The sequence below is a fragment of the Corallococcus macrosporus DSM 14697 genome, from assembly GCF_002305895.1.
GTDB lineage: Bacteria > Myxococcota > Myxococcia > Myxococcales > Myxococcaceae > Myxococcus > Myxococcus macrosporus.
The window spans coordinates 2,080,927-2,102,884 of record NZ_CP022203.1 but is presented as its reverse complement, the minus strand read 5'-3'; the positions used below and the strand labels follow the sequence as shown (position 1 = coordinate 2,102,884).

Annotated in this window: 17 protein-coding genes; 2 read left to right on the top strand and 15 right to left on the bottom strand. The window is 71.8% G+C overall.

Going from position 1 to position 21,958, the window contains the following annotated elements; genetic code table 11:
* Positions 1–35: 35 nt before the first annotated feature.
* The 10 genes from MYMAC_RS08845 to MYMAC_RS08800 all read right to left on the bottom strand — a co-directional run bounded on the left by MYMAC_RS08845 (position 36) and on the right by MYMAC_RS08800 (position 12,094).
* Entirely contained in the window at positions 36–1,334 is a 1,299-nt protein-coding gene (locus MYMAC_RS08845; protein ID WP_095957752.1) for a UDP-glucose dehydrogenase family protein, read from the bottom strand.
* Between the two features lie 23 nt (positions 1,335–1,357).
* The gene (locus MYMAC_RS08840; protein ID WP_095957751.1) at positions 1,358–2,425 is read right to left on the bottom strand and encodes a CgeB family protein; all 1,068 of its coding nucleotides are present in this window, start codon (positions 2,423–2,425) and stop codon (positions 1,358–1,360) included.
* The gene (locus MYMAC_RS08835) at positions 2,422–3,537 is read right to left on the bottom strand and encodes a CgeB family protein (protein WP_095957750.1); all 1,116 of its coding nucleotides are present in this window, start codon (positions 3,535–3,537) and stop codon (positions 2,422–2,424) included. Before MYMAC_RS08835 ends, MYMAC_RS08840 begins: the two co-directional genes overlap by 4 nt.
* Positions 3,534–4,673 carry a CgeB family protein gene (locus MYMAC_RS08830; RefSeq protein ID WP_095957749.1) on the bottom strand — a complete coding sequence of 380 codons (1,140 nt, stop codon included), beginning with the start codon at positions 4,671–4,673 and terminating at the stop codon, positions 3,534–3,536. Before MYMAC_RS08830 ends, MYMAC_RS08835 begins: the two co-directional genes overlap by 4 nt.
* Positions 4,674–4,693: 20 nt before the next feature.
* Positions 4,694–5,791, bottom strand: coding sequence for a glycosyltransferase family 4 protein (locus MYMAC_RS08825; RefSeq protein WP_095961534.1), 1,098 nt, complete (start codon positions 5,789–5,791; stop codon positions 4,694–4,696).
* A 25-nt stretch (positions 5,792–5,816) separates the two neighbouring features.
* A complete protein-coding gene (locus tag MYMAC_RS08820) occupies positions 5,817–6,914 on the bottom strand; it encodes an NAD-dependent epimerase/dehydratase family protein (RefSeq protein ID WP_013935213.1) in 1,098 nt (365 codons plus the stop codon).
* Positions 6,911–8,071, bottom strand: coding sequence for an NAD-dependent epimerase/dehydratase family protein (locus tag MYMAC_RS08815; protein ID WP_275663248.1), 1,161 nt, complete (start codon positions 8,069–8,071; stop codon positions 6,911–6,913). The genes MYMAC_RS08820 and MYMAC_RS08815 overlap by 4 nt, the downstream gene beginning before the upstream one ends.
* Before the next feature lie 165 nt (positions 8,072–8,236).
* Complete coding sequence (locus tag MYMAC_RS08810) at positions 8,237–10,036, bottom strand: ABC transporter ATP-binding protein (protein WP_095957748.1); 1,800 nt, start codon at positions 10,034–10,036, stop codon at positions 8,237–8,239.
* 94 nt (positions 10,037–10,130) lie between these two features.
* A complete protein-coding gene (locus tag MYMAC_RS08805) occupies positions 10,131–11,129 on the bottom strand; it encodes a Gfo/Idh/MocA family protein (protein ID WP_170114718.1) in 999 nt (332 codons plus the stop codon).
* Positions 11,126–12,094, bottom strand: coding sequence for an MDR/zinc-dependent alcohol dehydrogenase-like family protein (locus tag MYMAC_RS08800; RefSeq protein ID WP_095957746.1), 969 nt, complete (start codon positions 12,092–12,094; stop codon positions 11,126–11,128). The genes MYMAC_RS08805 and MYMAC_RS08800 overlap by 4 nt, the downstream gene beginning before the upstream one ends.
* 321 nt (positions 12,095–12,415) lie before the next feature.
* On the opposite strand from MYMAC_RS08800, the gene MYMAC_RS08795 reads away from it, so the two are divergent.
* Positions 12,416–12,949 carry a protein-tyrosine phosphatase family protein gene (locus MYMAC_RS08795; RefSeq protein WP_095961532.1) on the top strand — a complete coding sequence of 178 codons (534 nt, stop codon included), beginning with the start codon at positions 12,416–12,418 and terminating at the stop codon, positions 12,947–12,949.
* A 47-nt stretch (positions 12,950–12,996) separates the two neighbouring features.
* Here MYMAC_RS08795 and MYMAC_RS08790 read toward each other — a convergent pair whose 3' ends face one another.
* From MYMAC_RS08790 to MYMAC_RS08770, 5 genes are all read right to left on the bottom strand, one after another.
* Positions 12,997–13,884, bottom strand: a complete 888-nt coding sequence (locus MYMAC_RS08790) for a beta-xylosidase (RefSeq protein ID WP_095957745.1) — start codon at positions 13,882–13,884, stop codon at positions 12,997–12,999.
* Positions 13,881–14,618 carry a TIGR04290 family methyltransferase gene (locus MYMAC_RS08785; RefSeq protein ID WP_239989428.1) on the bottom strand — a complete coding sequence of 246 codons (738 nt, stop codon included), beginning with the start codon at positions 14,616–14,618 and terminating at the stop codon, positions 13,881–13,883. The genes MYMAC_RS08790 and MYMAC_RS08785 overlap by 4 nt, the downstream gene beginning before the upstream one ends.
* 342 nt (positions 14,619–14,960) lie before the next feature.
* Positions 14,961–15,962, bottom strand: a complete 1,002-nt coding sequence (locus MYMAC_RS08780; RefSeq protein ID WP_170114717.1) for a glycoside hydrolase 64/thaumatin family protein — start codon at positions 15,960–15,962, stop codon at positions 14,961–14,963.
* Positions 15,963–16,176: 214 nt separating this feature from the next.
* A complete protein-coding gene (locus MYMAC_RS08775; RefSeq protein ID WP_095957742.1) occupies positions 16,177–16,809 on the bottom strand; it encodes a GNAT family N-acetyltransferase in 633 nt (210 codons plus the stop codon).
* A 179-nt stretch (positions 16,810–16,988) separates the two neighbouring features.
* Positions 16,989–19,592, bottom strand: a complete 2,604-nt coding sequence (locus tag MYMAC_RS08770) for a right-handed parallel beta-helix repeat-containing protein (protein ID WP_095957741.1) — start codon at positions 19,590–19,592, stop codon at positions 16,989–16,991.
* A gap of 452 nt (positions 19,593–20,044) precedes the next feature.
* On the opposite strand from MYMAC_RS08770, the gene MYMAC_RS08765 reads away from it, so the two are divergent.
* The gene (locus MYMAC_RS08765) at positions 20,045–21,481 is read left to right on the top strand and encodes a right-handed parallel beta-helix repeat-containing protein (protein ID WP_204817482.1); all 1,437 of its coding nucleotides are present in this window, start codon (positions 20,045–20,047) and stop codon (positions 21,479–21,481) included.
* Positions 21,482–21,958: the final 477 nt, after the last annotated feature.

Here is a 21,958-nt window from a genome sequence, read left to right as displayed (position 1 = left end):
ACCCTGGCCGCCGCTGAACCATCCCACTCCGCGCGTCAGTCCCGTCCGACGCCGATGTAGGTGAAGCCCTCGCTCCGGGCGAGCCGCGGGTCGAGCACGTTGCGGCCATCGAAGATGATGGGCCTGCGCATCAACGCCCGGAGGCGCTTGAGGTCGGGGCGGCGGAACTCGTTCCACTCGGTGACGAGGAAGACGCCATCCGCGCCCTCGGCGGCTTCGTAGCAGGTGGGCGCGTACGCCACCCGGTCCCCGAAGTACTGCCGGGCCACGGCGCCGGCCACCGGGTCGTGGCACTGCACGCGCGCGCCCTTGCCCAGCAGCCCCTCGATGAGCTCCACGGACGGGGCCTCGCGCATGTCGTCCGTCTTCGGCTTGAAGGCCAGGCCCCACACCGCGAAGGTGTGGTCGGCGAGGCTGCCGTAGTGCTTCAAGGCCTTGCCGAGCAGGCAGCGCTTCTGGCGCGTGTTCGTGGACTCCACGGCCCTCAGCAGGTCCAGCTCCAGCCCCGCGTCGCGCGCGGTGGACATCAGCGCCCGCACGTCCTTGGGGAAGCAGCTCCCTCCGTAGCCGATGCCCGGGTAGAGGAACGCGTAGCCGATGCGGCGGTCCGCGCCCATGCCCTTGCGCACCAGGTCCACGTTGGCGCCCACGCGCTCGCACAGCAGGGCCATGTCGTTCATGAACGAGATGCGCGTGGCCAGCATGGCGTTGGCGGCGTACTTGGTGAGCTCCGCCGAGTGCGGGTCCATGAAGAGGATGGGGTTCTCCGTCCGCACGAAGGGGGCGTACAGGTCGGCCATCAGCTTGCGGGCGCGCTCGGACGTCGCGCCGATGACGACCCGGTCCGGCTTGAGGAAGTCGTCCAGCGCGGCGCCCTCCTTGAGGAACTCCGGGTTGGACACGACGTCGAACACCACGTCGGTGTTCCGCGCCACCACGGCCCGCACCTGGTCCGACGTCCCGACGGGCACGGTGCTCTTGTTCACGATGACGGTGTAGTGGCGCAGGGCCCGGCCAATCTGCTCCGCGGCGGCGAGCACGTATTGAAGGTCCGCGCTCCCCCGCTCCGACTGCGGCGTGCCCACCGCGATGAACACCACCTGGGCGGGAGACACCGCCTCCGGCAGGTGCCCGGTGAAGCGCAGGCGGCGCGCGGCGACGTTGCGCCGCACCAGCTCCTCCAGGCCCGGCTCGTAGAGGGGAAGCTCCCCGCGCCGCAGCGCCTCCACCTTGCGCGCGTCCAGGTCCACGCAGGTGACGTCGTGCCCCGACTCCGCGAAGCAGGTCCCCGCCACGAGCCCCACGTACCCCGTCCCGATGATGGCAATCCGCATGGTGATGTCTCTCCGTGTCCTCGCTAGCCCCCTCGCGCCGCGTCCAGGACGTACGCCTCCAACGTCCGCGCCCGGTGCTCCGCGGTGTGCTCGGACAGCACGCGCTGGCGTGCCCGTGCGCCCATGGCCCGCCGCTCCGGCGCTGAGACCTCCTGGAGGTAGCGCAAGGTCTCCTCGCCCGAGCGTGAGACGAAGAGCTCCCGCCCCGGCTCGAAGAAGGTCTCCAGGCCCGGCCAGGCGTCACTGATGATGGGGACCCCGCAGGCCGCGGCCTCGAAGAGGCGCACGCTGGGCGAGTAGCCCGCCCGCACCATGTCCGCGCGGGTGACGTTCAGCGTGAAGCGCTGGGCGTTGTAGAAGGCGGGGTGCTCGGGCGGCGCCAGGTGCTCCACGCGCGTGACGTTCCGCGGCCATTGGAGGTGTCCGGGGTACTGAGGGCCCGCGACGGCGAAGCGGCCTTCGGGCCACGCCCGCGCGGCCTCCAACATCAACCGCTCCAGCACCGGCTGCCGGTCCTCGCTGTAGGTCCCCAGGTAGCCCAGCGCCCAGCGCGGCTCGCACGCGGCCGGGGCGTACAGCTCCGGGTCACAGCTACAGTAGAGCGGCCGCGCGGCGGGGGCGCCCAGCGCCCGCTCGATGCGCGCCAGGGTGGGCCCCCCGGTGAAGGACAGGTAGAGCCGGTACCCCGGCACGAGCTCCGGCCGGAGGTAGTCGCACGCCCCGCGCTCCAGCAGCGCCAGCGTCACCGGGGTGTCGATGTCATAGAAGGCGGTGACGCCCCGCGCGGTCCGCTGCACCCACTCCCCCACCGCCGCGCCCCGCGGGACGTAGGAGCCCACCATGGCCAGGTCCGCCCGGCGCACGTCCTCGGCGAAGCGCCCGGCCAGGTCCTCCAGGCTGGCGTACAGCTCGGTGCGTCCGTAGGGCGGCCGCGGCAAGTCCCGGTTGGCGGCGTACCAGGGCACGTCCCGCTCCAGGAACAGCACGTCGTGCCCACGCCGCGCCAGCTCGCGCACCAGCCCGCGATAGGTCGTCGCGTGGCCGTTGCCCCAACTGGAGGTGATGGACAGCCCGAGGATGACGACCTTCATGCGACACACTCCCGCGCCGCGGTGGCGGGCGCGGCGCGAAGGCCCAGCGCCGCTTCCACTTGAGAGACGCGGTGCAGGTACGTGTGCCCGGCCAGCACCCGCCGGAGCGCCGCCTGGCCGATGCCCCGGGCCTCGGGCGCCGTGAGCCGGCGGACGTGCTCGGCCACCTCCTCCCCGGAGCGCGCCACCAGCACCTCCCGCCCTGGCTCCAGGAACAGCTCCACGCCCTCGAAGGCATCGGTGATGAGGCAGGCGCCCGCGCCCGCGGCCTCGAAGACGCGCGTGGCGGGCGAGAAGCCGAAGCGCGCCATGCTGTCGCGGTGGATGTTGAGCACCGCCCTGGCCGAGCAGTTCAGCGCGTTGTGCTCGTGCGTGTAGACGTGGCCCAGGTTCGTCACGTTGGCGGGGAGGGGCCGCGCCGCCCAGCCACTGCCCCCCAACAGGAAGCGCGAGGCGGGCAACAGCGCCGCGGCCCGGAGGAAGAAGTCCTCCACCCGGGCCTCCCGGTCCGGCAGCCGGTTGCCCAGGAAGGCCAGGTCCCCCTGGAAGCGGGCGTCCGCGGGCGCCGGGTGGTGCGTGGTGGGGTCCAGCGCGTTGTAGATGGGCACGCACCGCCGCGCCCCCAGCGCCCGGTAGGCGGTCACCACCGGCGCGCCGCCGCCATAGGTGAAGACGTGGTCATACCGGGGCACGAGCGCGCGGAGCGGGTCGTCCGGCTGGCGCTCCAGCCGCTCCAGCGTGGCGGGCGCGTCCACGTCCCAGAACACCACCTGGACGCCGGGACGCTTCAGGTCGAGCACGCGGGCCTCCAGCAGGGCATCGAACACGCCCACGCCGCTGGCCTTCACCACCACGTCGGCGCGCCCCGCCTCCTCCAGGCACCGCTCCACGGCCTCCGTCCCCTGCTCGGTGTAGACGACCACCCGCGCCCAGTCCGGGTCCGCCATGTCCCGGTGTTGCTGCCGCTCGAAGGCGTCCGGCTCGTAGAAGGTCACCTGGTGCCCCCGCGCATGCAGGGCGCGGATGAGGCCTCGGTAGTAGGTGGCCGCGCCGTTCCAGTAGGCGGAGACGAGGCTGGAGCCAAAGAATGCGATGCGAAGTCCCCTGCTCATGCGGTGACCCTCCCCCGTGACGACGCCCCCGCCCGCGTGGCCGGGGGCTCCAGTGACGCGTGGATGCGCAGCAGCTCATCCACCCGGTGCGCACACGTGTGGCGGGCCAGCACCGTGCGGCGGCCCTGCTCGGCGAGCGCGCGGCGCAGGTCCGCGTCCGCCAGCAGCGCCCGCAGGTGGTCGCGCATCCGCGCGCCGGTGTCCGCGACGAGATAGTCGCGCCCCGGCGTGAAGAGGCCCTCCACGTCCCGCCACGGAGCGCTCACCAGCGGAATGCCACAGGCGAGCGCCTCGAAAGGGCGGATGGTGGGGATGCCCGGCAGGGACGTGGCATAGGGCCGCCGGGGCACATGCAGCGTCACCCGCGCCCGCGCGAAGGCCTCGGGCACGCGGTGGTTGGGCAGCCACCCGGCGTAGGTGATGCCCGCGCGCGCCAGCGCCGCTCGCGCGGCGTCCGGATAGCGCACGCCGTGCACCCGCGCCTTCACGCCCAGCGCCCGCACCGGGCCGAGCAGGAACTCCCGCAGCTCCGCGGTGCGCTCCTCGTCGCCCCAGTTGCCAATCCAGACGAGGTCGTCCTCGGGCACCACGTCGCCCCGAGGGCCGAACACCCGGGTGTCCGCCGCTTCGTGCCACGTCCACGCCCGCCGGGCCCAGCCCTGCTCCAGGTAGAGCCGCCGGAGGACTTCCCCGAAGGCGAGCACGCCGTCGTAGTGGGCCAGCTCGTAACGGGCCAGCTCCTCCCGGGCGCTCACGCCGCGGTGGTGCGTGTCGTGGAAGAGCAGGCGGAAGGCGTCGCTCCCCTTTCGCCGCTCGCCCAGGCGTCGCACCAGCGCCGGCGCGCTCCATTCGTGGACGATGACGAGCCGCGCCCCCTCCAGGGCCCGGTCCAGGTCCAACGTCTCCAGGTCGTACCGCTCCGGGCGCGCGTGCGGGTAGACGCTCGCCACCTCCGACAGCACCGCCGGGCCCTCGGGCTCCGCCAGGAGGTTGCGGAGGCTCCAGGCATCCGCGGGCTCGAAGACGCGGACGTCATGGCCTCGCGCGCACAGCTCCGCCACCACGCCTCGCAGGAAGTGCGCGTTGCCGTGGTTCCAGTCCGACAGGAGCGAGTGACAGAAGAAGACGATGCGCATTCGCGGTGGCCCTCCCGTCGTCAAGGCGCGCCGAGCGCGACGCCGGCGAGCGGCCGGACCCGCCGCGCCCAGAGCGTCGCGTACAGCCGCAGGTAGTCCTCCGCCATGCGGCGGGGGTTCAAGGTGAGCGCGCGGGCACGGGCCCTGGCGGCCATGTGCTTCCGGTGGGCCGCGTCCTCCAGGAGCCGCCGCAGCGCGGCCGTCAGTCCCTCCAGGTCCTCCGGGTGCACGAACACGGCCGTGTCCGCCCACACCTCGCGCAGGCTGGGGAGGTCTCCCAGCACCAACGCGCATCCGGCCAGCGCGGCCTCCAGCGCCGACAGGCCGAAGGGCTCGTAGCGCACCGGCAGGGCGTAGATGGCGGCGCGCCCCATCCAGGCCGCGAGCGCTTCGGGGGAGAGCTGGCCCAGGGGTTCGGTGTTCCGGGCCTGGGCCGCCTTGCCGCCACCGGGGTGCCGCGTCTCCCCGGCGACGCGCACGGGGTACGCCAGCCGGGGCGCCACCGCCTCCAACGCGGCCAGGTTCTTGGCCTCGTCCCACAAGCGGCCCGCGGCCAGGACGAACGGCTCCTTGGGCGCCGCCGCGAAGTCCTCCGCCCGGCGCGCGTTCGGGATGACACAGGCCGTTGGCAGCGGGCCGTAGTGTCGCTCGATGGCGGCGAGCATGGCCGCGCTGGGGGCCACCACCCGGTCCACCGCGCGCAGGCCGCGCCGGGCCTCCCGCTGGTAGCGCGCATAACGCGCGGGCGCCGGCTCGCGGAGGACGGACTCCCACCAGGACAGGACACACGAGTGGGCCACCACCACCGAGGGCGCGCGCCAGGGCAGCGCGCCATGGGCGTAGCCGTTGAGGTGGATGACGTCGGGGTCCAGCCGGTCCTCCAGCGCCAGCAGCCATTCGCCGGAGGCGCGCACGTCCGCCCAGGGTGAGTCCATCCACTCCAGCCGGTAGGTGCTCTCATGCAGGCGAAGCCCGGGGACCCTCCGCGCCGCCTCGGCCTGCATCGGCGTCACGGGCGCGCCCAGGGTCGCCAGCTCCACCTGGACCTCCGCCTCGGCGAGCGCCCGGCAGAGCTCCAGCACATAGGTCCAGACGCCCCCCACCGTGTCGGTGGTCATCAGCACACGGCGGATGGGCCGGCCCCTAGCCCGCGTGGACTTCACGTTCCGCCCCCAGCCCCGTGGCCGACCGCTCCCGCACCAGCGTCCGCAACCAATCGTGGAGCCGGTCCACGCCCTCGCGAACCCCTACCCGCGGAGCCCACCCCGTCGCCGCCTGGAACTTCCGGGTGTCGGAGACGTAGTAGCGCTGGTCTCCCGTGCGCCAGTCCTCGAAATGGATGGCGGGGCGCAGGCCCGTGCGCTGCGAGATGAGGCCCAGCAGCTCCAGCAGGCTCACCGCCCGCGTGGGGCCGCCGCCCATGTTGAAGGCCTGGCCCTTGAGCCGCCCCATGTGCTGCTGCGCCAGGCTCAGCGCGTCCACCAGGTCCCGCACGTCGAGGATGTCCCGCACCTGCTTGCCATCCCCGTAGAGCGTCAGGGGCTGGCCTTCGAGCGTGCGCAGGAGGAAGTGCGCCACCCAGCCCTGGTCCTCGGTGCCGAACTGCCGGGGCCCGTAGATGCAGCTCATCCGGAACACCACCGTCCTCAGCCCGTAGGCCCGCGCGTAGTCCAGCACGTACTGGTCCGCCGCGCCCTTGGAGCAGCCATAGGGGCTCTCGAAGTCCAGCGGGCAGGCCTCGTCCACGCCCTGGCTGCGCAGGCGCGTGTCCCGGGGCTCATAGCGGCGCTGGCCCTGGACCAGCTCCACGCCCGGCATGCCCCCGTAGACCTTGTTGGTGGACGTGAAGACGAGCGGGGCGGGCCGCTCCATGGCGCGCAGCGCCTCCAGCACGTTCAAGGTGCCGCCGGCGTTGACCTCGAAGTCGGTGACGGGGACCTCCAGGCTCGTCGTCACCGCCACCTGGGCCGCGAAGTGGAAGACCTGGGTGGCGCCGGCCACGGCCTGCTTCACCGCCTGGGCGTCCCGCACGTCCGCCGTCATCACCTCCAACCGGGCGCCGTGCCGGGCCTGGAGCCAGCGGAGGTTGTGCACCACGCCCGGCCGCGTCAGGTTGTCGACGATGCGCACGGTGCGTCCGGCGGACAGGTAATGGTCCGCGAGGTTGGAGCCGATGAAGCCCGCCCCACCGAAGATGACCGTCCTGCCGCCCTCCCCCGTCCAAGGCTCCGCCGCGCTCATACGGTCAACCCTCGTGCCTCGAGTTCCGCGCGCGCCTGGGCCACGCGGTCCGTCGCCACCTGGTGTTCCAGCCACGACGACAGCTCGGTGAGCCCGTCGTGGAAGGTGACCTCGGGTGCGTAACCCAGCAGGTCCCTCGCCAGGGAGATGTCCGCGAAGCAGTGGCGGATGTCGCCCATGCGATACCGGCCTGTCACCGCGGGGCGGAGGCCGGGCCGCCCCATCACCTCCGCCAGCGCCCGGGCCACCTCCCTCACGGTGATGGCGCGGCCGCTGCCCACGTTGATGACCCGCGACACCGCGTCCTCCGCGTCGAGCGCCAGCGCGCAGGCGCGCGCCACGTCCCGCACGTTGACGAAGTCCCGCTGCTGCAGCCCATCCTCGAAGACGAGCGGCGGGCTCCCGTTGAGCAGCCGCGCGCCGAAGATGGCGAGCACGCCGGTGTAGGGATTGGAGAGCGCCTGCCGGGGGCCGTAGACGTTGAAGAAGCGCAGCGCCACGGTGGGGATGTCGTAGGCGCGGCCCAGGATGAGGCACAGCCGCTCCTGGTCGAACTTGGACAGCGCGTAGACGGAGGAGAGCTCGGGCGGCTTGGACTCCGGTGTCGCCACGGGCGTGAGGGGCTCGCCCGCGGGTCCCTCCAGCTCCCACTTGCCCGCCGAGAGCTGCTCCAGCGGCCGCTGCCCGCCGGGGACACGGCGGCCGTCCGGCGCGCGCGACAGCCCCTCTCCGTAGACGCTCATGCTGGAGGCCACCACGAGCCGCTCGACGGGGTGCTCGATGAGCGCCTCCATCAACACGGAGGTGCCCAGGTTGTTCACCGCCGTGTAGTGGGCCACCTCGTACATGCTCTGGCCCACGCCCACCGCCGCCGCGAAGTGGAAGACGGCGTCGACGCCGTCGAGGGCCTGGCGCACCTTGTCCCCGTCACACACGTCCCCCACCACGAGCTCGACGTCGGGTGACAGGTACTCCGGGCGCTGGCGTGCCTCGCCGTGGACCTGGGGCACCAGGGCATCCAGGGCCCGGACGCGGTGCCCCCGGGCCAGGAGCGCATCCGCCAGATGCGAGCCGATGAAGCCCGCGCCGCCCGTGATGAGAATCTGTCGCTGCTTCATGTGGCCCCCCGGCTCACGCAGGCAGTGGATGGGCGTCACCACCTCCACGCAGGTTGAAGGTAGCCACCGCACCTGTTGGTGCTAGCCATCTCCGACCGACGTTCATCCCACTCAGGCGCCTGCACGCGCCCCAGCCACTTTCGAGCGAGCCCCCAGGGGAGCGGCCCCCTCACGGCCGCCCATGAGCCGCCGAGGTGACAGGCCCTACGCGGCCACGGGCGTGGCCGGCAGCGGCGGCGCCGGCAGCTCCGGGAGCAGGCCGCGCGTCTGCTTGCGCACGAGCGACGCGTAGTAGCCGTCGCGGCGCAGCAGCTCCGCGTGCGTCCCCTCCTCGATGAGGCGGCCGTCCTTCAGCACCAGGATGCGGTCCGCGCTCACCACCGTGGAGAGCCGGTGCGCGATGGCGAAGGTGGTGCGCCCCTTCATCAGCTCGCCCAGCGCGTCCTGCACCAGCGCCTCGCTCTCCGCGTCGAGCGCGCTGGTGGGCTCGTCGAGGATGAGGATGGGCGGGTCCGTCAGCAGCGAGCGGGCGATGGCGATGCGCTGCCGCTCGCCGGCGGACAGCCGGCTGCCGCGCTCGCCCACCAGCGTGTCGTAGCCCTGCGGCAGTGCCTGGATGAACTCGTGCGCGTGCGCCGCGCGCGCGGCGGCTTCAATCTCCGCGTCCGTGGCGTGGGGCCGGCCGTAGGCGATGTTCCCCTTCACGCTCTCGTTGAAGAGCAGCGCGTCCTGGAGCACCACGCCGATGTTGCGCCGCAGCGAGAGCTGCTTGAGCGTGCGGATGTCGCGCCCGTCCACGCGCACCACGCCCTGGTCCGGGTCATAGAAGCGGCACAGCAGGCTCATCAGCGTCGTCTTGCCCGCGCCGCTGGGCCCCACCAGGGCCACCGTCTCACCGCGCCGGACATTCAAGGAGATGCCATTGATGAGCGGCCGCCCCGCGCCGGAGGGATAGGCGAAGTGCACGTCCTCGAACGTCACGTCGCCGCGCATGTGGGTGACCTCGTGCGCGTCCGGCGCGTCACCCAGCGAGTCCTGCGCGTCCAGGATGGAGAAGACCTGGCGGATGGCCACCGAGGCCGTCCGCAGCGTCTTGTACACCCCGCTGAGGCCCTGCACCGGACCGAAGAGCCCGCCGATGTAGCCCAGGAAGGCCACCAGCGTGCCGACGGTGAGCTGCCCCTTCATCACCAGCAGGCCGCCCATGCAGATGGACGCCACGCGCGCGACGAGCACGGTGGTGTTCTGCCCCGCCGTCACCGCCGAGTCGAACGCCACGCCGCGCGTGACGACGGCGTTGGCGTCCCGCACGCCGTGCAGGAAGCGCTGCTTCTCCCGGTCCTCCATGGCGAAGCTCTTCACGGTGAGGATGCCGGAGAGCACCTCGTTGAAGCGGGCGTAGATTTGCGTCCACCGCTCCAGGAGCGTCTCCTCGCGGCGGGCCTGCACGGGCGCGGCCCGCCGGGCGATGAGCACCGGCAGCGGCGCGAAGGCCAGGGCCAGCAGCGCCAGCCGCCAGTCGAGCCGGAGCATGACGGCCACCGCGATGCACAGGTACACCGCCGCGGGGATGACATTGAAGGTGAGCTCGGTGATGGCGCCCACGAAGCCCTGGAGCCCGCGGTCCATCCGCGTCATCAGCGCGCCCACGCCCTCCTGCCGGTGGAAGCTCAGCGGCAGCCGGTGCAGGCGGGACACTGTCGCCTCGTTGAGGGCGAAGTGCACCTGGATGCGGGTGCGCCAGGTGAGCCAGTTGGACGCCGCGCCCAGCGCCTCGCGCAGCAGGCCCATGAGCACCAGCAGGCCCACGCCCAGCAGCACCGGCTTCGTGGCGTCCTCGCTGCCGAGCTGGTCGAAGATGCCCTTGAGGACCAGGGGCTCCAGGGCACTCAGGCTCGCGGAGGTCAGGACAAGGAGCAGGATGAAGACGATGGTGCGACGGTAGGGCCGCAAGTAGCCCAGCGCTCGCCACATCGAGCCGCGTGAGACGGGAGGGGTCTGCATGGTCAGGCGAGAAACGGTGTTCCAATCCCGCGCCTTCCGGCGGCCGCTCCGGGCCCGATGCCTCCGTGTCCCGGGGCCGGGCACACGAACGCTCTCAGGCGTAGAGCCTGTCGAGCGTGTCGGCGACTTGAATCAACCGCGTGTTGTCCGGCGTGAAGCGCTCGCCTCGCGCCAGGCGGTGGGCCCAGTCCACGGCGGCCCGTCCGCCCCACCCGTCCGGAGGCCCGGCCAGCCGCACGCGCTCGGTGCCCCGGAAGGCGTCCGTCGTGAAGTCGTAGAAGGAGCCATTCACGTTGCGGAACGACACGCCCCCGCCCGTTCCGTAGAACGACGCCTCAATCACGGCGTCACAGCCGGCCGACAGCTTCCAGGAGCAGGCGAGCTGGACGGCGGCGCCGCCTTCGAGCTCCAGCAGGGCGGCGGCGTAGTCCTCCACGGCCTCCTCGCGGCCACGCAGCGGCCGTCCCTGCGCGAAGCGCTGGCTGCTCACCCGGCGCACGGCGGGAAAGTCGAGCACCCACAGCGCCAGGTCCACCAGGTGGATGCCCAGGTCCATGACGCAGCCGCCCCCGGCGAGCGCCGGGTCGTAGAACCACGGTTTGTCCGGGCCATGGGCGTTGTGGAAGACGAGGTTCACCGCGTGCACCTGCCCCAACGCGCCGGACTGGTGATGCGCCCGCAGCGCGCGCAGGCCCTGCGCGTAGCGGTAGCTGAAGTCCACGCCCAGCAGCACGTCCGCCTTCCGCGCCGCGTCCACCACGCGTTCGACTTCGCGGGCCGTGCGTCCCAGCGGCTTCTGGCAGAACACCGCCACCCCGCGCTCCAACGCCTGGATGGACTGCTCGGCGTGGACGGCGCTGGGCGTGGCGATGACCACCCCGTCCAGGCCCAGCGCGAGCAGCGCGTCCAGGGAGTCCACCCGCGCGCAGCCCGGCGCGAGCGCCCGCGCCGCTTCCGCGGCGTCCTCGGAGGGGTCCGCCACGCCCACCACCTCCACCGGCGCCTCGCGCACCAGGGCCTCCATCCGGTGGCGGCCAATCCAGCCCACGCCCAGGAAGCCCAGCCGGGGACGGCGCATCGCGGGCGCGCTCATGGGGTGACCAGGGCCTTGAGGAAACCGTCCGGCCGGGAGCGCAGGGCCTCGAAGGCGCGGCCCAGCTCCTCCAGCCGGAAGTGGTGGGTGAAGAGGGGATAGGGGTCCAGCGCGCCGGAGGCCACGGCCTCCACCGCGAGCCGGATGCCCTCCACGTACACGCGCGGGTCCCGCTCGTGGGCGTTGATGACGTCCAGGCCCCGCCAGTTCCAGAGCTGCATGTCCACCTGCCGGGGCCCGTCCTGGTGGTAGCCCGCGATGACGAGCCGGCCCCGCTCGCGCGTGAGCTCACCCGCGAGGTCGAGCGGCCACTGCGCGCCCACGGCCTCGATGACGCGGTCGCAGAGGGCGCCCCCGGTGAGGGCCTTCACGCGCTCGATGACGCGGCCGTGGTCATCCAGGGGGATGCACTCGGTGGCGCCATGGGCCCGGGCCAGCTCCAGCGCGAAGGGACGCCGGGAGATGGCCAGCACGCGCGCGCCCGCGTTCGCCGCGAGCCGCGTCACCACCGCGCCCAGGAAGCCGATGCCGATGATGGCCACCGTCTGCCCCGCCTGGAGGTCGGCGCGGCGGAAGATGTTCACGCCACAGCCCAGGGGCTCTCCCGGAAAGGGCTTGCCCGCGAGCGCGGAGGGCAACACCACGGCCGAGGCCGCGTCCACCACGTCATACTCCGCGAAGGCCGCCGACGAGAGCGTGGCCACCCGGTCTCCGACGCGCAGCTCCGCCACCCCGCTCCCCACGGCGTCCACCACGCCCCAGCCTTCGTGGCCGGGCGTCCCGGGCTTCAGGGGATAGCGAAACCAGTCGCGGCCCTCCCAGGTCGGCAGGTTGGAGCCACACACGCCGCAGCCTTCCATCCGAACGCGCACGGCCCCAGGACCGGGCTCGGGCCGGGCGACGCGGTCCACCCGCGTCCCACCGGGCCCCGTGACGACCGCCGCCCTCATCATCCCGTCCGACATGCATGGCCTCCCAGCCCAGCGTCTCCTGGCGTTCTGCGCCGCCGACGCGGCCCGGGCAACCCGCCCTTGGGGCTCGGGCGGGGCGGCCGTGGACCCGCGGACGTCCATCTGGCTGTCGTGTGTCGGAGGCCCGACGGCCGCCCACGCCGGAGCGCTGCCTGCCCGGCCGCGCGCGACGCCGCCGAGGAAGACGCCGGGCCTTGCGGATGACCGCGAGCCCCCTGCCCGAACGACCCCAGGAACGAAAGCCGCCCCTGGCGTGGCCCTCCCTATCTTCCTGGTCGAAGCCGCAGCGACTCGGGGGAGGCAGCCGTGCTGGGAATGACACAGACGTGGGAGCTCGACCTGGACGCCATGACGCCGTCGCTCGCGGTGGGCGGCCGCTATCCCATGGAGGCCGCGGCCTACCTCGCGGGACAGCTTGGCATCCGCTCCGTGGTGGACGTGCGCGTCGAGGATTGCGACGACGAGCAGGTGCTTCGCCAGCACGGCATCACCCTCCTCCACCTGCCCACGCAGGACATGTGCGCCATCCGGCTGCCCCTGATTCACGACGGCGTGGCCTGGGTCCGTGCCCGCCTGGCCCGGCGAGAGAAGGTGCTCATCCACTGCGAGCACGGCATCGGGCGCAGCGCCCTGCTGGCGCTCTGCGTCCTGGTCGAGGGAGGGCTTTCGCCCCTGGAGGCGCTGTCGCTCGCCAAGGACCGCCGCGGCCGCGTGTCCCCCAGCCCCGAGCAGCTCTCCGCCTTCATCGCGTACACCCAGGCGCTGCGCGCCTCACGCGAGGTGCCCTGGGACGTGCCCGGCTTCGACGCGCTGGCCGCCATTGCCTACCGCCACCTCCGCCAGGACTGAGCGGCGCGAGGCGGAGGTCGCCGCCGCCCGTCAATGCCTGACGTGCGTCACCGCGCGTACCGGCGCGTCATCCGCGCGCAGAAGTCCGCGAACTCCTCCACCTGCCGCGGCGGGCTGGTGTGGTGGTCCGTGAGGCCGCACGAGCCCGGGGTGAAGCAGTACGTCAGCGTCACGTCGAAGCCGTCCAGCGCGCGCATCTGCTGGTCGAACCACGCCTCCGCGCCGGGCCGGTGGCTGTCCGCCCAGCTCAGGCCCGTGCGCAGCTTGCGCACCCCCATCTTCCGGAGCCACGCCACCGCGTCATCCAGGCGGTGGTCCTCGAAGTGGAACCACTGGCAGATGCCGAGCTGGGGTGTGTAGTCCGCGAAGTGACGCATGGCGCGCTTCGGCGAGCCGTCCTCGCGCAAGAGCCCCATGTAGAAGTGGCGGTAGTACGACGAGCCCTCCGCTTCCCGGTGACGTGTGGTCGCGGGCCACGCCTTGGGCAGGTCATAGAGGCTGTACCAGTGCACGCGCTCCACCCGGCCCAGCAGGAGCTCGGCGGTGCGGCGCAGGCCGAACTCCTGCACCTCCTCCGCGCCGAAGGTGGACACGCCCACCTCCGTCACCCAGACGCGGTGGCGTGACACGGCGCGAATCTCCTCCAGCCGCTGGGGCCACTCATCCAACTGCCAGTGGTTCCAGTCCAGCGGGAAGCCGTGCACCGCGACGACGTCCACCTCGTCCAGGGCCCCCTGCGCCTCCATGCGGCGGAGGAAGGAGACATCAATGGGCGCCATGCCGCCCAGCACGCGCGGCAGGCGCGCGTTCTCCGAGCGCACCGCCGCGCCCGCCAGCCGCACCATCCGGGAGAAGATGCTCCAGTCCGCGTCCAGCCCGAAGTCCCAGTGCGACAGGTTGTTGGGCTCGTTCCACAGCTTCACCGCTTCAATCACTGGAGCACCTCCGGGCGCGTGCTTCGCTGGCACAGGTAGATTTCCCGCGCGGGCCGGTCCAGCACGGAGAAGCCCGCGGAGCGGAGCATGGCCTCCGTGCACGCGGCGTTGGGCACCCACCAGTTGGTGGGGTCACCGGCGTAGCGGTGCTCGATGAAGTGCAGCTTCGGGAAGTCCGGCCGCTCGAAGGCGGAGCGCTCGGTGATGGCGTAGTCCTCCGCGGCCGGCCCCGCCTGCGTGCCGCCCCGCTCCATCGTCTGGAAGATGAGCAGGTCCTTCACCACGTGTTCGTGGAGCAGGTCCAACGCGAGCAGGGGGTGGCGCAGGTGGTAGAGGACGCCCATGAAGAGGACGACGTCGAACCTCTCCCCCAGCGCGCCCGCGTCGTACACGTCGAGCTGATGCAGCTCCACGTCCACGCCCAGGACCTGGGTGGCGAGCCGGGCCTGCGCCAGGTAGCGCGCGTCGCTGTCGATGCCCACCACGCGCGCGGCGCCCCGCCGCTTCATCTCGATGCTGTAGAAGCCACCGTTGCAGCCGATGTCGAGGACGGACCTGCCCCGCAGGTCCGTGGGGAAGGCCCGCTGGAAGGTCCTCCAGAACACCGCGGGGAAGTCGCCCAGCGGATGCCGCGGCGCCGTCTGCACGCCATGCAGGTCCAGGTTGTGGAACCACTCCCCCAGCGAATGCACCTGCTGTTGAAGTTGCTCGGCCGTCAACCCGGGCGGGCTCATGGCGCCTCCGTCATGCGGTGGAATCCATGACGAGGGTGCGCAGCGCGCGGGCTCTTTCCAAGTAGGGCCGGGCGCATGGCCCGCTGCCTGTCAGTCGGAGCCCGCGGGCGCGGCACTGCCATCCAGGTATGTCCCCGTGGCGGCTCCTTTCATCAGGGGGTGAACCTGTGAGGCCTCCGCGCCGAGGGGACGGCCCTCATGCTGCCCACCTGCCTGTTCGCCGGCTGCCTGGGCATCCCCCTGCGAATGGGGGGCAAGGCCACGGCGGGCCTCGGGCTGCTGATGCACGCCTTCGCGAGCGGCGACCCCGGCGCGAGCCGCCACCGGGCCTCCTGGCGCGGCTCACGCGAGGTTCTTCATCCGCACGACGAGGTTCGTGTCGCTGGTCCCCAGCGTGCTCGCGTCGTCGGTGGGAATGACGTAGCCCTCATCGGCGCCCACGTGCTTCCGGTAGAAGTCCACGACGCTGCCGTCCTGCACGTTGGACGTGGTGCTCTTCTTGATGCCGTACACGGAGCCGTCCGCGTTGCGCGCCTTGATGGCGTCCGGAGCGGCCGACAGCAGGTCATCGTGCGTGCCCGACACCCGGCCGCCCTCCTCGGGCTGCATCGTCATGGAGGCGTTGTGGCCCTCGATGTAGCTCACGTCGTAGTACGTCTTGCCGAAGCCGCCGTCGAACTTGACCTCGCCCAGCGTGGCCGCGCTGCCGTCACCCGACGCGCTCCGGAAGTTGCCGGACCAGTTCTCCGGGAACTGGACCGTCTGCGTCTTGCCCGGCGGCACGGTGATGGCGTCCAGCTCCTTCTCCCCCGCGTTGGGCGTGAACTTGATGGTCATGGGCGAGGTGCCGTCGTTGGTGAAGGTGATGGTGTTGCCGTCCTTCGACACGCCCGGGGCGCCCGTGGGACCCGCGACGGCCTTCGCCTGCGTGCCGGACGGCGCCGAGGGCGCCGAGGGTGCGGTGGGCACCGCCGGAGCGGCCGGCGCTGGAGCGAAGTGGTCGCCGCCGCGGCTCGCGGGCGTGGCCCCCGCGCTCTTCAGTCCGGATGCCGGGGAAAGGGCCCCCTGCGGGGCCTGCGCGCCTTCAGCGCCCAGGAGGCGGGAGGCCTCCGTCAGCATCTGGGCCAGACGGGAGAGGTTCTGCACCAGCGCCTCCGCGCCCTGGCCCTTCGCGGCGCCCGACGGGCCGTCGAAGCCGTCGCTCTGGAACAACTGCCGCAGGGGCTGCTGCTGCGCCCCGGCGCCCGTCGTGGACTGCCGCGGCATCGCAGGGCGCTCGACTTCGGAGGCGCGCTGGAAGGAAGGGCTGGAGACGCACGAACGGGAGACGGGAGAGAGCGCCATGGCGAGGGGTCCTCGGCTTGGGGTGGATGCCGTGGCCTAGAGCAGGCCCCGTGCCATGTCCCACCTCCCTCCCCACACCGCACAACCTGTTGAAATCGCTTGGTTCCAGCGCGGGCGATGGCGGCCCGGGAGACCGAGGCCCTGGTGACTGCGCTCCTGACTGGTGTTCACAGTCACCACCCGCGCTTCGCGCTCCGCGCGCTGAGCCGCGGGCCTACAGCAGCCTCTGCCCCAGCACGTCGAACGCCTCCAGGTTGCTGGCGGCGGCGGGGCGGGCCGCATGGTCCTCCGCCAGCAGGGTCCAGAGCATGGTGTCCCGCCACCCTCCGTCCGGCGACCGCAGGCGCTGGCGCAAGGTGCCCTCATGGGTGAAGCCCAGCTTGCGAGGCACCGCGGCGCTCCGGACGTTGAGCGGATCGCAGTGAATCTCCACCCGGCGCAAGCCCTCCAGCTCGAACGCGACGCGCGTGAGGGCCGCCGCCACCTCGGTCGCGAGCCCCTGGCCGATGTGCTCGGAGGCAATCCAATAGCCAATCTCCCGCCCGCCCTCCCCCACCCGGGGATGCAGCCCACAGCCGCCCAGGACCTCCGTCCCGCCCCGGTCGAACACCGCATAGGTGAAGTCCTCGCCCAGGTCGAAGCGGCCCCGGAAACGCCGGAGGACGGCGGCCTGCTGGCTCACGCTCATGGGGTACGCCTCCCGCGCCCAGTCCAGCCAGGGCCGGAGGTGTTCGAGGCTGGCATGGATGGCCCGCAGCGCGCGCGCGGCGTCAGCGGGGGACCAGCAGCGCAGCAGGGTTCGCGCGGTCTGGATGGTGTACGCGGGCCCGGAGGAGGTCGAGGTCATGACGAACCTCTTGTAATCGAAGCGCGCGTGGCGCGCCGCGGGATGACCTCCGCGAGCGCCCGAGCCATTCCCAGGGATGGGACAACCGATTGCCTTGTCATCGCGGCTCCTCGCGTGGCGAATGTGGCCGGCAGGCCCACGCGACGGACACGGCGATTGTCTATTCAAAGGCGGGCCGCCTACCGCACCACGTGCGTCTGGGAGGCGCTCACCCCGTCACCGCGGACCGTCACCTCCAAGGCTCCCGCCGTCGCCGCGCGGAAGTAGAACACCGCCTCCTGCTGCGGTCCCTCCAGCGCCATGGCGCCGCTGCCATTCAAGGGCAGCAGGACCTGGGTGCACGCCGAATCCCGGAAGAAGGACACCGCCCCGGTGCCGTCCGCCTCCACCACCAGCTCGGACGAGGCCAACGCGGAGAGGTTGCCCATGGCGTCCTGGCTCTGCACCACCAGCGCCCCGGAGCACGTGCCCGCCGCCACGTCCTGGGACGGCGTCAGGAAGGCCACCTGCGCCGCCTCGTCCGCCACCACGTCCACGTCGAAGGTGGCGCCCGGCAGGGTGTCCCTGGCGTACCCCGCGCCGCTGATGCGGTTGCGGCTGATGACGTTGCCGCCGCCCAGGTCGGCGATGGCCGCCTGGTACGGGAAGCCGTTCTCCACCCGGTCATGGCTCAGCGTGTTCTCCACCACGACCAGGTTCGAGGACCGCGCCAGCGGCCCGCCGTCCGCCTCCGCTTGCGACAGGTCGATGCCGACGTCGTTCGCCTCCAGGGTGTTCCCCTGGATGAGGAGGCCCTCACAGACAGGGGCATCGTAGTAGCCGCCGCCCGCGACGAGGATGCCGGCCGCCACGTAGGCGGGCCGCGAGTAGATGTGCCCGGTGATGCGGTTGCCCACCACGCGCCCCGTGGCACCGAAGCTCACCTGGATGCCATTGCGCGCGATGAGGTCCGAAGGGCCGCCACCCTCCGCCACGTTGTCCTCCACGGCCACGACCACGCGCCCCGACGCCACGATGCCCGCCTTCTGGTAGCCCGTGACGTGGTTGCGGAGAATCTCCACCGTCACGCTCCCAGACGCGTCCAGGGCGTGGCGCACCTCGATGGCCACGCCTTCCTGGCAGGCGCCACGGCCCGCCCCCTGGTGCAGCGCCCGCACCTCGCTGTCTTGGATGGAACCGCTGGCCCCGATGAAGCGGATGCCCGCCAGGCCGGCCTCGCCCGCGTCGCAGGCCTGCTCCGACAGCCCCCGGGCCTCCACCGTCACGTCACGGACGTGGGCCGTGCCACCGCGGTTGCGGAGCACCGCGCCCTGGAAGCGGCCGCCCTCCGGGTCCACCGCGGTCACCACGTGCCCCGCGCCGTCGAAAGTCACGCCGTCCGGGAGGTACAGCGTGCCCTCCGTGGTGCAGTCCGCCGTCAGCATCAACCGGCCGTCCTCCCACTGGACGGAGCAGGGCGGAAACGCGCCACACCGCCGGTCATCCCAGCGAATCCGGTACACGTGCGTCGCGCTCAGGCCCGACGCGTTCGTCACCGTGAGCCGCACCGTGGGCTCCACGTCGTCCGGGACACAGGACAGCGCGGACCAGCGCACCTCGCCGCGCGTCCCATCCCGGACAGCGGGCTCCAAGAGCCCCGTGTTCGCCGTCCATTGAAAGGTGAGGGCCTCGCCTCGCGGGTCCTCCGCCACCGCCTGGAGCAGGACGGGCTCCGCGCCCAGGGCCTCCGTGCGCGACTGGGCCGTGGAGACGATGATGGGCGGAAGGCGCTGCACCACGCACACGTCCACCGAGCCCACGCGCTCGCCGCCGCGGCCGTCCCGCACCGCGACGACGAACTGGCATGCCCCACAGGCCCCCTCGGGCGGCGTGGACGGGGTGAAGCGAGGCGACGGAAGGCTCGCGTCATCGAAGGTGCCCGCGCAGCTCGCCGTCCACGCGTAGGTGAGCGCATCCCCATCCTCGTCCCAGGCCTCCGCCTGGAGCTGAAGGGTGTCGCCATGAGGGACTTCGCCAGCGGGCTGGCTCCCCGGCGCCATCACCCGCGGCCAGCGATTGAAGGCCCCCGCACCGTCCGAGCCAAAGCCCTGGTCCCTGGACACCCGCATGGGGAAATCCAGCGTGGCCACCTGCCCCTCCGCGCTCGTCACCTCGAGCGACAGGGAGACGAGGCCGGGAGTCTCGGGCGCCGTCCAGACGGGCGCCGCCGCGTGGGCGTCGTCGAAGCGCCCGTCCGAGGCGCGCCAGGCGTACGTGAGCGCTCCGCCGCCAGAGGCGGCCTCCGCGACCGCGCGCAGCGTCACCTGCCCCGTGGGCCGGACCTCCACCACCGACCCCAGGACCGCGTCGATGAAGGGCGCGCCGCGCGCCTCGGGCGCCTCGCCTATGACTCGCGGCACCAGGACGAGCAGGGCGGTGCGGTGCGCGGCCAGGCTCACCTCGGGGACGTCGATACGCGCGAGGAGCGCGCCCCGCTCATCCTGGACGGTGGCGCTCACCGCCGCGCCCTCTCCGGAGGTGATGCCCCGCATCACGCCCTGCCACAGCCCTCCGCCGCCCGTGAGCGCCCCGCCCACCGCGTCACCCGCCGTGGGCGTGAGGGTGACACGCACCTGCATGCCGGGCTCGGCCGGCAGCGTGCGCGGCAGCACCACCATCACCCGCGCCGAGGCCGAGGGCTCCAGTTGGATGGGCGGCGAGTCCTCCAGGTGGCACCCCGCTGTGAAGAGAAGCCACAACACGCCCGCGAGGTGCCAAGCGTTCTGCGTGTGCACGAGCCTCATGACGGCATCCTCCAAGCGGGGCGGGAATCCGAAACGTTACCGTGAGCCTCCCGGTGGCGCGAGCCCCCGCCTCCCATGCAACGCGCCAGCGGGCCTTCCGACGAGCCTCCCTCCAGGGCACCCTCCCCGTTGACCGCATGACGCCGACACTGGCGCCGCCGCGGCAAGCATTGCGCTGCCGGGGCCTCCCCGCGCATCCAGCGCCACGACATGTCCCAGGAGGCCCCCGCGCTTCCCCGTATTCCGTCAGGCGCCCATCACATCCAGCGCCATCCAGACATCTCACCTGGCCCCAGGAAGGGAGGACTGTCCACATCCAGCGCCACCGCCAAACGTGGAGTCCATATTACGCTGCGCGACTTCACACTATCGATTCCCTCTCACCGAGCACCTGTTCGGAGAGAGGAAACTTCATGAATCGAAATCACTGGCGATGTCTTGAGCTGTTCCTGATGGGAACCCTGACGCTGCCAATCGTGGGATGCCTTGGCGAGGAAACCACCCACGAAGAGGTCCTCGGCGGCACGGGGGAAGCTGGCCATGCAGCAGCGCTGAGCACGGCGTCCTCCCAGGAGGGCTTTCAGGAGCCCACGTGCGGGTACATTCCCTGCCCTGTCATCGAGAACGGAAACGTCCTGACGCTCGCGGGCAACTGCGCCACCTACTCCACGCTGCGTATTCCGGATGGGTACGTCCTGGATGGGGCAGGGCACTTCGTCATCGCGCTGGATCCTCCGGGAGACCACTTCAAGGGCCCCATCGCGAGGAACTGCGGCAGCAGCGCGTTCTACATGAACCTCCGGCTCATGTTGATGGGGCTGTCGGACGTCTGCGACACGGGGGATGACGCGCTCGCGGGCATCCGGTTCGACGACGCGACGGGCTCCGTCATCAACACCCAGGTTTTCAACATCCGCCAGGGAGACGGCACCGGAGGCTGCCAGGAGGGCACCGGCATCCTGATTCGCAACCAGGACCCGCCGAGCCCGACGCGATTCGTCGGTGTCTACGGCAATCTCCTGCTGGGCTACCAGAAGGCTGGCGTCGTGGCGACTGGCAACGTCGTGGTCGACATCACGAACAACCGGCTGGTGGGCTCGGGGCCCATCGGCAACGTCGCCCAGTCCGGCATCCAGGTCGGGCTCGGGGCCACCGGGAGCATCGTCAACAACCTCATCTCCGGGCACTCCTTCACCGGCGAGGGCGTCGCCAGCGGCATCCTCGTCTACGGGGGCCCGCTGTACGGGGGCCCCCTGTCCTCGGATGTCCTCATTCAAGGCAACCACCTGTTCAACAACGACATTGGCGTCTACCTCTCCCAGGGCAACGAGGATCAAAGCCCTCCGGCGGTGCTGACGAACAACCAGGTCGTGGACAACGTCCTCCACTTCGACGGTGTGACGAACGGCTACGTCTACCAGGCCAGAATCTCGGACCTGGGGACGGGCAATGTCATCCACTCCAACGTCATCACCGGCGCGGGGTATGACCCGGCCACCCTCCCCGGCTCCACCTTCGCCGTGGATGTGCTCGCGGGTCCGGTCGCGAGCCTCGCCTTCCTCAATCCGCCGCGGCAGGCCTTCCCAGGCCTCTGCTCCGGCCCGCTCATCGTCCAGACCCAGGACGTGAACGGGAACCTGGCTGTTCCCACCACGACGGGCTTCAACATCACCGCGGCGGGTCCGGCCTCCCCCGGCATCCAGTTCCATACCGACCCCGCCTGCGCGGGCCCCGCGGTGACGACGCTGGACCTGGCGAATCCCCAGGCACAGGGCCGCTTCTACTTCCGAGCCACCACGCCGGGCAGTGTCACCGTCTTCGTCTGGAACGACGCACTGAGCCAGGCCCAGCCACAGCTCGTCCTGCCTGGCCTGGCCCCCCTCCCCTGACACACCCCCCTGGGCGGAGCTCCGGCCCGCCCTCACCGCCCCGGGACTCCCCGCGAGGAGTCCGGGGCTTTTCGTCTCCAGCAGGGCGCTCCGCGCACGAGCAACAGACATACAAATACAACCACGTCAGTATATCCAAACACCCGACGGCACGACACCCGCCTGATGCAAGTCCAGAACGGCCGGAGCGCGGAGCTTCCACCGGTGCTTCGCCCTGGGGAGGCGTCTTGTCGCCACGAGGGGGCGGCACCCGACGCCGGGAACCCTTGCATCCACATCGTTGGATTGAAATGGATTGGAGCGACCTTGGGGAGGGCTTTGCCATGAAGGGCTCCTCCCCCAGGTTGCCCGAGGCCCATCAATCCCAATCACGCACCGGAGCCATGTAGCGCCACACATCGAGTGAGGGTGAGTCATTCCCACGAGCTTCGACAGGAGTAGCGAATGAACCGGTTGGTCGTATGGTTTGTTTCATGG